General features: G+C 71.2%; 9 protein-coding genes. 4 read left to right on the forward strand and 5 right to left on the reverse strand.

Going from position 1 to position 14,720, the window contains the following annotated elements; genetic code table 11:
* Both AB0C25_RS24330 and AB0C25_RS24335 read right to left on the reverse strand, forming a co-directional pair.
* Positions 1 to 326: C39 family peptidase (locus tag AB0C25_RS24330; RefSeq protein WP_357376539.1), on the reverse strand; the 326-nt coding region annotated here is incomplete at its 3' end.
* A gap of 692 nt (positions 327 to 1,018) precedes the next feature.
* Positions 1,019 to 2,761: a beta-N-acetylhexosaminidase gene (locus tag AB0C25_RS24335; protein ID WP_357376682.1), complete on the reverse strand. Its 1,743-nt coding sequence runs from the start codon at positions 2,759 to 2,761 to the stop codon at positions 1,019 to 1,021.
* Positions 2,762 to 3,084: 323 nt separating this feature from the next.
* Here AB0C25_RS24335 and ppdK point away from each other — a divergent pair, with 323 nt between their 5' ends.
* Complete coding sequence (gene ppdK, locus AB0C25_RS24340; RefSeq protein WP_357376540.1) at positions 3,085 to 5,820, forward strand: pyruvate, phosphate dikinase; 2,736 nt, start codon at positions 3,085 to 3,087, stop codon at positions 5,818 to 5,820.
* A gap of 47 nt (positions 5,821 to 5,867) precedes the next feature.
* Positions 5,868 to 7,010 carry a Clp protease N-terminal domain-containing protein gene (locus tag AB0C25_RS24345; RefSeq protein ID WP_357376541.1) on the forward strand — a complete coding sequence of 381 codons (1,143 nt, stop codon included), beginning with the start codon at positions 5,868 to 5,870 and terminating at the stop codon, positions 7,008 to 7,010.
* A gap of 13 nt (positions 7,011 to 7,023) precedes the next feature.
* Here AB0C25_RS24345 and AB0C25_RS24350 read toward each other — a convergent pair whose 3' ends face one another.
* Positions 7,024 to 7,524, reverse strand: a complete 501-nt coding sequence (locus AB0C25_RS24350) for a roadblock/LC7 domain-containing protein (RefSeq protein WP_357376542.1) — start codon at positions 7,522 to 7,524, stop codon at positions 7,024 to 7,026.
* A 252-nt stretch (positions 7,525 to 7,776) separates the two neighbouring features.
* Here AB0C25_RS24350 and AB0C25_RS24355 point away from each other — a divergent pair, with 252 nt between their 5' ends.
* Both AB0C25_RS24355 and AB0C25_RS24360 read left to right on the forward strand, forming a co-directional pair.
* Positions 7,777 to 8,130 (forward strand): VOC family protein, encoded by a 354-nt coding sequence (locus AB0C25_RS24355; protein WP_357376543.1) that lies wholly within the window; start codon positions 7,777 to 7,779, stop codon positions 8,128 to 8,130.
* Positions 8,131 to 8,231: 101 nt separating this feature from the next.
* Entirely contained in the window at positions 8,232 to 9,473 is a 1,242-nt protein-coding gene (locus tag AB0C25_RS24360; RefSeq protein WP_357376544.1) for a deoxyguanosinetriphosphate triphosphohydrolase, read from the forward strand.
* Positions 9,474 to 9,649: 176 nt separating this feature from the next.
* On the opposite strand, the gene AB0C25_RS24365 is transcribed toward AB0C25_RS24360, so the two are convergent.
* Complete coding sequence (locus tag AB0C25_RS24365; RefSeq protein ID WP_357376545.1) at positions 9,650 to 11,242, reverse strand: hypothetical protein; 1,593 nt, start codon at positions 11,240 to 11,242, stop codon at positions 9,650 to 9,652.
* A 174-nt stretch (positions 11,243 to 11,416) separates the two neighbouring features.
* A complete protein-coding gene (locus tag AB0C25_RS24370; RefSeq protein ID WP_357376546.1) occupies positions 11,417 to 14,581 on the reverse strand; it encodes a BTAD domain-containing putative transcriptional regulator in 3,165 nt (1,054 codons plus the stop codon).
* Between the last annotated feature and the right edge of the window lie 139 nt (positions 14,582 to 14,720).

A 14,720-nucleotide genomic window follows, 5' to 3' on the forward strand; every position in this document is an offset into this window, starting at 1 on the left:
AGGACCGGGGTGATGTCGTTGATGCTGTTGGTGCCGGCCTCGGTGGTGCCCATTTCCTTGGCCATGTCGTCGACGTTGATGTTCTTGCCCTGCACACTGAGGGCGTTACGGGTGGCGGCGGGACCGCAGTAGTAGAAGTTCGGCTGCGCCTCGTAACGCACACCCAACTCCCGCTCACCCGAGGGCTTACGGTCGGTCTGGGTCTGGCTGGTGGGCTTGGCGTCGGATGCCGCGTAGGCGGTGGTCACCGGGCCGGCGATGGCGCCTCCGGTGAACGCGAGGCCGGCGGCGGTCAGGGCGGTCTTACGGATCAGATCGGTACGCATGATGGCGTGCTCCTCTGCATCGGGGGTGCCCGCACCACCTCGGGGGTGTGATCGTGCGGGGAAAGTTCTCGCCCGGCGACCCGCGCAAGGGCGGGCCGGCGTCGGGACAGGGTGTAACGGTTCGTGGTGGCGGGTGATTCCGCCTGCCCCGGGGGTCGGCGCACTCTGCCTGGCCGGGGGGTTGGCCGGTGGTGGTGCTCGGCCGTGCGGGGGATGTAACCGGGGCGGCCTGCCGGGTGTTCCCGGCGGCGGTTCCCCGGCGGGAGGGCTTGGCGGCTCTACCGGCGGGGCCGGCCCCCGGCGGCTCTACCGGCGGGGGCCGGCCCCATGATCGGGGCAGTCGCGGTGGTCTGCCAGGTATAACGACCCGGCCCGGCCCCATGATCGGGGCAGTCGCGGTGGTCTGCCAGGTATAACGACCCGACCCGGCCGCCGATTCCGCCGCCGGGGTGGTTCCGACCACCCGACATCGCCGCCAAACCCGACAAATCGCCGGCCCACCCGCCTGGGTGAACCCGACACCATGGCCCGGACGGGATGATCAACTCGGGTTCCTGAAAGTCGCGGTGTCTAGTTGCCGGGGATGGCCCGACATCATGAAAACCGAGTGGATCACGCTGGTCTGCGCCGTTCGCGCACCCTGACCGGCTCGACCCTGGGCAGAGGCCGGGCGGGCCGGTCCGAGCCAGCGGTCAGGGAGTGGCGGTGTCGGTTTGTGGCGTGTTGCGTTGTGTCGGGATGGTCGGGGTGCTCGGCCAGGGGACCTCGGGTGCGCGGTGGAAGGTGATCCCGGCGGCCGCCCAGCGCGGACCCTGACCGGCCAGCCGTTCACGGAAGTCGGCCCAGTCGTGGGTGGCCCGGGGTGACCAGCCCAGCTCGGCGATGGCGGGGAGTCGGGGCAGGAGCAGGAACTCGATGTCGGCCAGCGAGGTGACCGACTCGGTCCAGAGCGGGGCTTCCACCCCGAGAACGGCGGTGGCGGGCACCTCGGCGACGTGTGTGCCCGGATCCCAGTCGTACGCCTTGCGCACGTCGATCAGGCCGGCCCAGTCGTGCCCGATCGGGGTGTCCGGGGCGTACTTCATGTCCAGGTAGGCGTGGTTGCCGGGGGAGACGATGAGTCGGGCGCCCCGGCGGACCGCCTCGGCCGTGGTGGGGTCGTCGGCGTTCGTGCCCCACCACTGGAGGACCCGCCCGTCGAGGTGGGCGGCCGGTGCGAGCTGGTGCCAGCCGACGACCGTCTTGCCGAGGTCGGCCACGATGCGCTGGACCCGCTCGACGAAACCGGTGTAGACCTCGCCGTTCACCTTGAACGCCTCGTCGCCGCCGATGTGCAACAACGGCCCCGGGGTGAGTGCGGCCACCTCGCCCAGCACGTCGGCGACGAAGTCGTACGTCCGCTCGTCGGCCGGGTCGACGTAGCTGAAACCGACCTCGGTGCCGGTGTACGGCGGCGGCGCGGTCTTGTCTGGTGCCAGCTCCGGGTACGCGACAAGCGCCGAGTTGGTGTGCCCGGGGAGGTCGATCTCCGGGACGACGGTGATGTGGCGGGCGGCGGCGTAGGAGACGATCCGCCGGTAGTCCGCCTTCGTGTAGTGCCCCCCGGGGCCGCCGCCGACCTCGGTCGCCCCGCCCACTGAGGTGAGCCTCGGCCAGGAGTCGACGGCGATCCGCCAACCCTGGTCGTCGGTGAGGTGCAGATGGAGGTGGTTGAGCTTGTAGCGGGCCAGGTGGTCCACGACGCGCAGGACGTCCTCGACGGTGAAGAAGTGCCGTGCGACGTCGAGCATCGCGCCCCGGTACGGGAAGCGCGGAGCGTCGGTGATGGTCCCGCCGGGCAGCGCCCACCGTGCGGTGACCGGGGTCGGGCTCTCGATGGCCGGTGGCAGCAGGTGGCGCAGGGTCTGCACGCCGTGGAACAGGCCGGTGGCGGTGCCGGCGGTGAGGCGTACCCCGTCGCGGGCGATGTCGAGCCGGTAGCCCTCCGCGCCGAGATCGACGGATGCGTCCAGCACCAGCGCGATGCCGTCGACCCGCTCCGGCGCGGCGGCGTCGGAAGCCGGCGGCGTGGACGGCGACGGAGGCGTGGCGGCGTCGGTGGCCGGCAGTGGACGGGAGGCGGCGTGGATGACCGGCAGCGGGTAGCCGGTGGCTGGCCGGAGCAGCTCGGCGAGTTGCGTGGCGACGGCCAGCGCGGCGGGGTCGGCGGTGACCACGATGACCGCTTCGGCCGGGAGCACCCAGTCCTCGGTCGGGTCCGGCTGGACCTGCGCGGGGGCGGGGACGACGTCGGCCAGCCGGTGCGGGGCCGACGGGGTGAGCAGGTCGCCCGCCGCCCGTTCGGCGGCCTGGGCCAGCGTGGCCGGGGCCGGCTCCCGCGCCGGCAGCGGCACCTCGCCGGTGGCGGGGGCGGCGGTGGGGCCGGGGGAGGGGATGGTCGACACGGCGGCGACTCCGGGGGGTGTATTCGCGTCGGTTATGGCAAAAGTGAGGTTCACCGGCTGGCGTGTCGTCAAGCGTACGACGCTCGGCCGGGATGCGTGATGGTGCGCATGGAAGCGTTCCCAAAAACCGGTACGAACACGGATAGTCGTGATGGCTGTGCCAATTGTCACCGAACGGTCGCAGGTCGCCCGAAGTTCGCTTAGCCTTCGCCCACCGATCGGCGTCGACCCCGGGATTGCCGGCGGTCCGTCCCGGGGTAGGAAAAAACTGAACCCTCGTTAAGTGTCCATCCGGCGCGTGTGTGGAGGCTTTGGTGGCAGCGCAAGGAACCGTCGATCACAAGTACGTCTACGACTTCTCCGAAGGCAACAAGGACCTCAAGGACCTGCTCGGCGGCAAGGGGGCGAACCTCGCCGAGATGACGAACCTCGGCCTGCCCGTTCCCCCCGGCTTCACCATCACCACCGAGGCCTGCCAGGCGTACCTCGCGACTGGACAGGAGCCGGACGGGCTCGCCGGTCAGATCGAGGCGCACCTGGAATCGCTGGAGCGCGCGATGGGCAAGCGCCTCGGCGACCCGCAGGACCCGTTGCTGGTGTCCGTCCGCTCCGGCGCCAAGTTCTCCATGCCCGGCATGATGGAGACCGTCCTCAACGTCGGCCTCAACGACCAGAGCGTGGAAGGACTCGCACGACAGGCCGGCGGCGCGGGCGATCAGGCCGCCTCCGGCGGTAACGACAGGTTCGCCTGGGACTCCTACCGCCGCCTCATCCAGATGTTCGGCAAGACCGTCTGCGAGGTGCCGGGCGAGGAGTTCGAGCACGCGCTCGACCAGGCCAAGAGCGCCAAGGGTACGCACAACGACCTCGACCTGGACGCGGACGACCTGCGCGGGCTGGTCGACGCGTACAAGAAGATCTTTGTGAAGCACACCGGTCGGGAGTTCCCGCAGCAGCCGCGTGAGCAGCTCGACCTCGCGATCCGGGCGGTCTTCGAGTCGTGGAACGCCGAGCGCGCGGTGCTCTACCGTCGCCAGGAGCGCATCCCGGCCGACCTCGGCACCGCGGTCAACGTGGTGACCATGGTGTTCGGCAACCTGGGTCCCGATTCCGGCACCGGTGTCGCGTTCACCCGTGACCCGGCCAGTGGCGCGCAGGGCATCTACGGCGATTATCTGGCCAACGCCCAGGGCGAGGACGTGGTCGCCGGCATCCGCAACACGGTCCCGTTGCAGGAGTTGGCGCAGCTCGACAGGTCCTCCTACGACGAGCTGCTCGGCATCATGGCCCGGCTGGAGGAGCACTACAGGGACCTGTGCGACATCGAGTTCACCATCGAGCGCGGCAAGCTGTGGATGTTGCAGACCCGGGTCGGCAAGCGGACCGCCGCCGCCGCGTTCGTCATCGCCGGGCAGCTCGTCGACGAGGGCCTGATCGACCTGGACGAGGCGTTGCACCGGGTCAACGGCGCACAACTCGCCCAGCTCATGTTCCCGCGCTTCCAACTCGACCACGAGTTCGAGGCGGTCGCCACGGGCATCGGCGCGTCACCCGGCGCGGCGTCCGGCACCGTGGTCTTCACCTCCGCGCGGGCCGTCGAGCTGGCAGCCGAGGGAAAGTCGGTGATCCTGGTCCGCCGGGAGACCAACCCGGACGACCTGAACGGCATGATCGCCGCGCAGGGCATCCTCACCTCGCGCGGCGGCAAGACCAGTCACGCCGCCGTGGTGGCCCGGGGCATGGGCAAGACCTGCGTCTCCGGTGCCGACGAGATCGATGTGAACGTGCCGGCGAAGCGCTTCACCGTGGCCGGGCAGACCGTCAACGAGGGTGACGTCGTGTCCATCGACGGCACCACCGGCAGGGTCTACCTCGGCGAGGTGCCGGTCATGCCGTCGGAGGTGGTGCAGTACTTCGAGGGCAGCCTCGACCCCGAGCACATCGACAACGCGCTGGTGCGGGCCGTACACCGGATCATGACGCACGCCGACGGGAAGCGGCGGCTGGCGGTCCGCACGAACGCCGACACCGGCGCGGACGCGGCCCGGGCCCGGCGCTTCGGTGCCGAGGGCATCGGGCTCTGCCGCACCGAGCACATGTTCCTCGGCGACCGGCGGGAGTTGGTCGAGCGGCTGATCCTGGCTCGTGCCCCGGGTGAGCGAGAGGCGGCGCTGGCGGCGTTGCTGCCGTTGCAGCGGGCCGACTTCGAGGAGATCTTCCGCGAGATGGACGGCCTGCCGGTCACCGTCCGGCTGATCGACCCGCCGCTGCACGAGTTCCTGCCGCCGTTGGAGCAGCTCGCCGTCAACGTGGCTGTCGCCCAGGAGCGCGGCGAGGACGTCGCCAAGGAGGAGGCGCTGCTCGCCGCCGTCCGGCGGATGCACGAGGAGAACCCGATGCTCGGGCTGCGGGGCGTACGCCTCGGCCTGGTCATCCCCGGCCTGTTCGCGATGCAGGTCCGGGCCATCGCCGAGGCGGCCGTCAGCTGCGCCCGTGGTGGCGGGGCGGCGAAGCCGGAGATCATGGTGCCGCTGGTCGGGGCCGTGCAGGAGTTGGAGACGGTTCGCGCCGAGGCCGAGAAGATCATCGCCGAGGTGGTCGGGGACAGCGGGGTCGAGGTGCTGATCGGCACGATGATCGAGGTGCCCCGGGCGGCGTTGACCGCCGGGCAGATCGCCGAGGCCGCCGAGTTCTTCTCCTTCGGCACCAACGACCTGACCCAGATGGGCTGGGGTTTCTCCCGGGACGACGTCGAGGGCGCGTTCTTCTGGCGCTACCTGGAGCTGGGCATCTTCGGCATCTCGCCGTTCGAGTCGATCGACCGCGACGGCGTCGGCCGACTGGTGCGGATCGCCGCCGAGGAGGGGCGGGCCGCCCGCCCCGGATTGAAACTCGGGGTGTGCGGCGAGCACGGCGGCGACCCGGACTCGGTGCACTTCTTCCACGAGGTCGGCCTGGACTACGTGTCCTGCTCGCCGTTCCGGGTGCCGGTGGCCCGCCTGGAGGCCGGTCGGGCCGTTGTGGAGACCGGCGGGTCGGACAGCCGTTGAGCAATGGCGGTACGTTGTGCGGCGCAGCACCGAGGACGGGGGTGGTCGTGTCCCAGCTGGTCGGCGGTGGCCTCCACTCGGTGCTCCGCCGCGCCGCTCGCGAGGCGGCTCGGCTCAAGAAGCTCAGCGTCGGTGCCGATGACCTGCTCTTCGGGCTGGTGGGGCGCTACCCGCAGCTCCGCGCGGCGATCCCGGTCGAGTCGGAACCGCAGAGCAGAACGACGTACGACGTACCCGACCAACCCGAGTTGCCGCTGACGCTGACGGTCGAGCTGACCCGGGCGATGCGGGAGACGTACTGGAACTGCTTCGGCTGGCCCGGCCCTGCCCGGGTTCGGCTCGCGGAGACGCTCGGCTGGGAGCCCGAGGCCCGGGCCGTGCTCGGGGTGGCCGCTCACCTGGCGGTGCTCCGCCGGGCGTCGTCGGTGGGAAGCGGCCATCTGCTGGAGGCGCTCCTGGACGAGCCCGGTAACAGCGCCCACCGGTACATCGTCTGGCATCGTCTCGTCCCCGGCCGGTTGGACGACGTGACGGCCCGGCTCTGGCCCCGGGGCGACCGGGAGGCACCCCGATCCGGGTTGGCCGACCCGTTGAGGCAGATCGGAGTGCTCGTCGGGGGAGGCCAACAGCCCTCGCGGGGCGGTCGGCTCGCGAGCCGGCTGATCGCCTCGGGCAGTCGACTGCTCGCCCAGACCACACCGACGCTCGGCGGGTTGGAGCTGGAGGCGGTGGCCGAGACGGTGCGACTCGGTCACGACCGCACCTCGCCGGCCCACCTGATGGCGGCGGTGCTGGTGCTGGAGGAGGAGATGCGGGCCGGGGTTCTGCGTCCCGCGGGGGCCTCCGCATTGGCCAATGAGATCCTGCTCGGCCATTTCGGACCAACCCGTCAGGAAGCCGGCCTGGTGCTGGCCGAGACGAGCTTCGACGGAGAGTTCGTCGGGTCCCGACCCCGGAGGGCCTGGCGTACCGATCCGACCAACCCACCCTGGACCGTGGCGGCGGACCGGATCGCCGAGCGGGCACGGGAGGTGAGCACCCTCGGCGCGCGGCTGCCAGCCGGCAGCGCCCATCTGGTGTACGCGGCGTTGACCGACCCGGACGAGGATGCTCGGCGGCTGCTCGCCGGGCTGGGCGTCGACCCGAACGTCGTGTGTGACCTGGCCGCGCGCCGCCTCGGACTGGCCTGACCGTCCCGGCAGGTCAGATCGGCGGGCGCCGCCAGGTCGGCCGCGCCGAGCGGCGCAACTGGGTGGACAGGGTCGCCATCGGGGTACGCACGGCGAGTGGCGCGTGCCCACTCGGAACGGCGGCGGTGCCACCACCGCCGACACGCGTGTCCAACACCGAACCGGTCCGCCGGGCCACCGCCCGAGCCTCCTGGTGCAGCGTCTCCAGATCCTCCATTCCGGATGCGGTGACCAGGGTCAGCAGGGCGGTGCGCCCCGCCGGGTAGGTCACCACGCAGCCGGCCGTCGTGCAGACCACCGACTCCCGGAACTCACCCCGCCGGACGGTGTCGGCCACCCGGTGACCGAGCCCGAAACTGGCGGCGGCCAGCGCGGCGAGATGGGTGGCGTCGGTGCTGGGCAGATCGCTGGAGATGAGCAGCCCGTCGGTGCCGGCCAGCACCGTCCCGGCGACATCGGGCCGGCGTCGCCGCAGCCCGCGTAGTTCCGTACCCACCACCGTGTCTGCGTCCACGAGCTGCTCCCTTACCGGTCGGGATCTGCGTGTCGGTCGGCTCGTCACGTTCCGCGCTGGGAACGCTACCGGTGGCCACCTCCGCCCGCGAGCCCGTAACCCAGGGCGATCGGTCCACAACTCCGGGCCGATCGGCGGTTGTGGACGATTCATCGACGCGTCGGGGGCACGTCGCGCACCCGTGACGGGCGTAACCTTGGCTCGCTCGCAAACGGCTGATTGCGTACGCCGTCGAACGGGAAAGGTGACTGAATGACAAGCGTCTGGGAGAACCTGACCGTCGACGCCCGCGATCCGGGCCGGCTGGCCCGCTGGTGGGCCGAGGCGCTCGGCTACCAGGTCATCAGGGACACTCCCGACGAGGTGGAGATCCGCCAGTCCGCGGACCGCCTCCCCGGCCTGGTCTTCGTGCCGGTGACCGAGGGCAAGGACCGCAAGAACCGGCTGCACCTCGACCTGCGCCCCGCCAACCGGGAGGCCGAGGTCGAGCGGCTCGTCGACATGGGTGCCCGGCACGTCGACATCGGCCAGGGCGACGTCGAGTGGACGGTGCTGTCCGACCCGGAGGGCAACGAGTTCTGCGTCCTGCGTGAGCGCGAGGAGTGAGCCGGTTTTGCGAGCCCCGCAGTCGCGAACATCGGAAATTCTGTGAGCGCGAGGAGTGAGCCGGTTTTGCGAGCCCCGCAGTCGCGAACACCGGCGGCTGCGTGAGCGCGAGGAGTAAGCCGGGCGCGCCGGACGCGCGGTTGGTGCGCGAGGCGCCCAAGGACACTGGGCACCGCCGGTCACCGTACGAGCGCGATCGTGCCCGGGTGCTGCACTCGGCGGCGTTTCGTCGGCTGGCCACGAAGACGCAGGTGCACACCGCCGGCACCGACGACTTCCTGCGTACGCGGCTGACGCACTCGCTGGAGGTGGCGCAGATCGCCCGGGAGATGGGTGCCCGGTTGGGCTGCGACCCGGACGTGGTCGACGTTGCCGGGCTCGCCCACGACCTCGGGCATCCGCCGTTCGGGCACAACGGCGAGTCCGCTCTGGACCTGCTGGCCACACCCTGCGGTGGCTTCGAGGGCAACGCGCAGACGTTGCGGGTGCTGACCCGGCTGGAGGCGAAGGTGCTCGCCCCGGACGGCTCGCCCGCCGGCCTCAACCTGACCCGGGCGTCGCTCGACGCGATCGGCAAGTATCCCTGGCCACGTCGCCCCGGGCAGCGCAAGTTCGGGGTGTACGCGGACGACGCGCCGGTCTTCGGCTGGATCCGGGCCGGTGCGCCCGGCGACCGGCGCTGTCTGGAGGCGCAGGTGATGGACTGGGCCGACGACGTCGCGTACTCGGTGCACGACGTGGAGGACGGCATCCACGGCGGGTACGTCACGCTGGGTCCGCTGCTCGCGGACGCCGACGAGCGGGCCGCGCTCTGCGCCGACGTGGCTGCCGCCTACTCCGGGGAGTCCGCGGCCGACCTGGCCGAGGTGCTGGTGGATCTGCTGGCCGACCCGCTGCTCGCCCCGCTCGCCGGGTACGACGGCAGCCACCGCGCCCAGGTGGCGCTGAAGGCCACCACAAGCGGGCTGACCGGCCGGTTCGTCTCGGCGGCGGTGGCCGCCACCGAGGAGCGCTCCGGTCCCGGCCCGCACCGCCGCTACGACGCCGATCTGGTGGTGCCGAGGCTGGTCCGGGCGCAGTGCGCGCTGCTCAAGGGCATCGCCCTGCGGTACGTAATGCGTCGTTCCGGTTTCCGGGGCCGCTACGAACGGCAGCGGACGATGCTTGCCGAGGTGGTGGCCGCGCTGCTCCGGCGCGCCCCGGACGGGCTCGATCCGATCTTCGCCCCGCTCTGGCGGGCGGCCCCGGACGACACCGCCCGGCTGCGGGTGGTGATCGACCAGGTCGCCTCGCTCACCGACCCGGCGGCGGTGACCTGGCACACCCGGTTGGCTGGTAGCTAGGACGGCCTGCACTCAGGTGCTCGGGCCAGGTCCGGCGCAGCCCTTCGCGATGCTCGCCACCGTTGCCCGAGACTGCCCGCAGTGCCGGCGACCGCCCGTCCAGGGGGCGGGCGGTCGATCCGTCGCGCTGTCGCCCCGGGGGCGCCCGGTCGGGCACCCGCGGGGCGCGACCTGCCTCAGCCGAGATTCGCCCACGCGCTCCAGGTGCCGGAGGTCTGCTGGCTGATGGTGTAGAGGCTGCCGTTGCCGCCGACAACGAACACCTGTAGACGTCCGTCCGCGTTGCTGGCGACCGCGAGGTCGGTGGTGAGGTCGCTGCCACCATGGCCGGTCCAGTCCGTGAACGGGCCGTTCGCCGTGCTCTGCCACTTGTGGTAGAGCTTGCTGTCGCCGCCGATCGCGAACACTTCGATCCGCCCGTCCTTCGTCGCGCTGGCGCTGACGGCGCTCAGGTCGCTGCCGCCGACGTTGGCCCAGGCCGACCAGGGGCCGCTGGTGGTGGTCTGCCAGATGCTGTAGAGGGTGCCGTTGCCGCCGACGACGAAGACCTGGAGGCGTCCGTCGGCGTTGGTGGCGACCGTCAGGTCGGTGGTCAGGTCGTTGCCGCCGAGGTTGGCCCAGTCGGAGAACGGGCCGTTCGCCGTGTTCTGCCACTTGTGGTAGAGCTTGCTGTCGCCGCCGATGGCGAAGAGTTCGATGCGGCCGTCGGTTTTGGTGGTGGCGGTGACGGCGTGTAGGTCGGTGCCGCCGAGGTTGGCCCAGGCCGACCAGGGGCCGCTGGTGGTGGTCTGCCAGATGCTGTAGAGGGTGCCGTTGCCGCCGATGACGAAGGCTTGCAGGCGTCCGTCGGCATTTGTGGCGATGGTGAGGTCGGTGGTGAGGTCGTCGCCGCCGAGGCTGGTCCAGTCGGAGAAGGGACCGTTCGGGGTCGTCTGCCACTTGTGGTAGAGCTTACTGTCGCCGCCGATCGCGAACAGTTCCATGCGGCCGTCCTTGGTGCGGTTGGTGGTGATGTTCCGCAGCTGAGTCCCACCGAGGTTGGCCCAGGGGCCGAAGACGCCATTGGCCGAGGTCTGCCAGGTGCTGTTCACCGTGCCACCACTGCGGACCTGGAATGCCTGCAACCGCCCGTCCGCATTCGCCCCGACCGAGAGCTTGCGGAGCAGATCCGGTGCCTGCGTCGGGTTGTCGACGATCTTGCGGTACCGCCGGGCCTGGTACTCGGAGGTGGGATGCCCGGACAGGGTCGAGTCGCTGAACGACGCACCCCGCACCAGTGCCATGGGCGTATCGCCGAAGCTGTAATACCAGAACGAGGACTTCTGGCTGTTCTCCCATCCGCCGAAAAGGATTGCGTGATAGGGATAGCCCGACTCCGAGTCGGAGACGTCATCGAGTAGATCGCCCGGCTTTAGTTGATTGCGGCTGATGCTGTAGGTGTAGGTGCTCGACATCAGCCCCTGGGTGTTCGGGTCGGCGTCGAGATGCCACGCCATGTCCACCATGCCGCCGCAGTCCCGTCGGTACATCCGGGAGTGCGGACCGTCCCAGGTGTAGGCGCTCATGCTGTAGGTCATATCGGAGTCATTCCGACGGGCATACCAATTCCCGGCCCGGGCCAATACCTCCGAGCGGGTGATCTGTCCACCGATGCTGCTGTCCGCTTGGACCACCAGAGCGGCGGGCGTGGCCACAGCAGGCGCGGCCATCAGCACGCCGCCGGTCAGGGCTACCAGCACACTGAGCGCCAGCGCAATCACACGGGTCAAACTCGACCGCCACCATTGTTCCTGCATCTATCCACCTCCGTCAGAGCGCCGACGGGACAACGTGTCCGTCGAAAAGGGATAAGCCTTCGGGGCGATCCCCTGTGCTGCTCCGACGCTAGGCAGGCGGCCTGCCGTTGATCTTGACAAAACCTGGAAGTGCAGGTCGCTGGGTATTCAGACCAGCTGCGCACCGGTCACGGTCCGGTCCGCCAGGGATGTCCGGGCGCACTCGCATCGCCACCGCTCGTGCCAGCCCGGCGCTTCGCCTGCCTCCCGGGTGCCGAGCCGATCGAAGGTCGCCGCAGCGGTCTCCCACGCTTGGTGCGCCGCTGCGACGTCACCCAACGCGGCGTGCGCCGCACCAAGATCGCGCAGCGTACGTGCCGCACCGAGATCATGGTGCAACTCGACCCAACCGTCGTGGGCCAGCCGGAGGGCCTCCAGGGCCACCTCTGGCCGCCCAGCCGCCAGGTGCAGCTCACCGACGGTCCGCTGGACCAGCGCACTGCCGAACCGGTCGTTCAGCCGGCGGCACGTCTCCAGGCTGCGCTCCAACGGTGCCAGTGCCCGACCCACGTCCCCCTGCCGGAACCACACCTTCGCCAGCGCCTGCTCGGTGTAGCAGGCCAGCAGCTCGTCACCGCTCGCCACGATCAGCTCGTGGGCCTGAGCGCACCAGCGCTGCGCCTCGTCCAGCTCGCCCCGGGCCCGGTGCACGAGGCCGATCCCCCGGGCGGCGATGGCCTCACCCCGCACGTGACCCAGCGCCCGGTAGGCGTCCAGGGCTCGACCGATGAACAGCACCGCCTCATCGTCGTCGCCGAGCTCCCGCAGGCAGTGTCCGATCCCATAGGTGGCGTGTGCGGCAGCGTTGTCGCCGCCGATCCGGTTCAGCACCTCGGCCGCCGCGGTCAGCAACGGGACGGCCTCGCGGTGCCGGCCGACCTCGCGCAGCACGGCGCCGAGCCCGCTGCGCGCTGCTGCCGACCCGTGCTCGTGACCGGCCGCCTCGAACAGCCCGATGGCGGTACGGAAGTTCTGCTCGGCCTCGACGAACCGGTCCTCCTTGTAGCGCAGCAGCGCGATGCCGCACGCGATCACCGCCTCGCCGACGGCGTTCCCGGCGTGCCGTGCCGCCGCGGACGCCGCCGCGTGGGTGCGCCCCCAGCCGACGAAGTCGTTCCGGACCGCGAAGGACGCGTAGACCAACGCGTCCGCCAGCGCGCAGGCCGCCACGTCCATGCCGAGCTCCGCCGCCCGCTCCACCGCGACGATAAGTGTCGACGACTCGACCTCCAGCCAGCCGGGTAGCTGGTGGTCCGCCGGGAGCGGGACCGTCGGCACGTCCACCGGCTGCGGCGTCTGCCGGTAGAGCGGCGGAACAGCGTACGGCTGCCGTTGGTTGAGCCGTTCCCCCAGGTCGGTGGCCGTCGCCAGGACTCGGGCCACCGCGGCGCGCAGCGCACCGTCGGCGTCCTCCGCGACGGCGCGTTCCCGGGCGAACAGTCGGACCAGGTCGTGGATGTGGTAGCGGAGCAGCCGATGCGTCGGGTCGGGTAGGGCGGTCACCAGCCGGGCGTCGGCGAGTTGCTCCAGCAGCTCCTCAGCGTCGTCCAGCGACCCGCCGATGAGTGCCGCCACCAGCCACTCCGCGAAACTCGGCACCCCGAGGAAGCCGAGCAACCGGAAGGCGCGCCGGGCGGCCGGATCGAGCGCCTGGTAGCCGACCCCGACGCTGACCCGCACGGCCAGCCCATCGGCGGCCATCTCGTCGAGCCGCCCGCGCTCGTCCCGCATCCGCTCGGCCAGGCGGGCGATCCGGCGGTGTGGTCGCGCCGCGATCCGCGCGCCGACGATCCGTAGGGCCAGTGGCAGCCCCGCGCACATCTCGACAAGCGCGTCGGTCGCCTCCGGTTCCGCCGCCACCCGCTCCCGACCGATGATGCGGTCCAGCAGGTGGACCGAGTCGGCTTGCTCCAGCAGCGGCACCTCGATGTGCTCGGCGCCGGGGAGGGTGGTCAGCAGGGCACGGCTGGACACGATCAGGGCGCTGCCCGGGCCGCCGGGCACCAGGGGCCGGACCTCCTCGGCGCTGACCGCCGAGTCGAGCACGATGAGGCAACGCCTGCCGCTCAGCATGGCCCGGTACTGCCCGAGCTTGTCCTCCATCCGCGGGAGCTGGTGGATGTTCGTGGCGCCGAGGGCCCGCAGCACCCGGTCCAGGCCCTCGCCCGCGTCGCCACCACAGCCACTCAGGGTGATGAAGATCTGACCATCCGGGTACGCGTGTCGCAGCAGGTACGCCAGTCGGATGCTGAGGGCCGTCTTCCCGACCCCACCCGGACCGGAGAGGATCACCACGGGTGGGGCGGTGCCGTCGGCAGACCGGCCATCGGGTTGCAGCACCGTCAGCGCGCGGGAGATCTGCGCTTCGCAACCGACGTGATCGGGCAGGTCGGCCGGGAGCTGACACCCGGGTCCGGCGCCGGTGCGGTGCGGCGGCTCCGGGTCGGCCTCCACCGGCACGGGTACGACGGCCGACGGCTGCGCCGGGCGCGGCGCCTCGACGGCGGGTGTGCGCGCCACCGGTGGCCGCAGGGTGCCGCGCAGGATCTCCCGGTGCAGGTCCTGAAGATCGGTGCCCGGATCGACGCCGAGGTCGTCGACGAGCCGGACGCGGGTACGGGCGTACAGGTCGAGCGCCTCGGCCCGGCGTCCGTTGAAGTAGAGCGCTCGCATCAGGCTCACCACCAGCGGCTCGATGAGCGGGCTTCGGTCCACGGCCAGGGTGAGCCGCTCGGTGACCGGGCCGGGCCGGCCATGGGTCATCTCGCTGTCGGCCCAGTCGAGCAGGACCCGGATCAGCTGCTGACGCAGCCCCTCCCGGACCCGGGACGCCCAGTCGCCGGGCAGACCGTCGAGGGGTTCCCCGCGCCACAGGTCGATCGCTTCCCGGAGCAGAGTCGGCCGGTCCGGATGCTCCGCCGGCAGGCCCTGCGCCTGCTCGGCGAGGCGGCGCAGCCGGTACAGGTCCACGCGGTCCGGGTCGGCGGAGAGGAGGTAACCGGTCTGACTGCGACCCACGGTGATCGGCACCGTCTCGGCGGACCGGGCGGTGGTCAGGATCCGCCGGATGCGGGTCAGGTAGGTGTACAGGACGCCGCGTGCGTCGGCTGGCGGCTTCTCGTCCCAGACGCGATCGACGAGCGCCTCGATCGGCACGCTGCGACCCGCGTCGACGGCGAGCACGGCGAACACCAACCGCTGCTTCGGCGGACCCAGCTCCACCGGTTGCCCGTCGACCACAACCTGCAGGTCACCCAATATCCGTAGTTCCACGGCTTCGCCCCCGCGCCCGTAGTGCCTACACGGCCCACGATCGGGGCCGCCCACGCTGTCAAGGATCCGTTCAGGTTCGCTACCGCATCCGGCTGCGAGGGTCTCCCCAGCCAGTCACCGCGAACAGCACGCGACACCG

Source organism: Micromonospora sp. NPDC048839, assembly GCF_040649915.1.
Taxonomy (GTDB): domain Bacteria; phylum Actinomycetota; class Actinomycetes; order Mycobacteriales; family Micromonosporaceae; genus Micromonospora.

What these genes read in the sequence shown, in the direction of transcription:
- AB0C25_RS24355 (WP_357376543.1), top strand. Translation starts at nt 7,777, where the DNA reads ATGACAAGCGTCTGGGAGAACCTGACCGTCGACGCCCGCGATCCGGGC.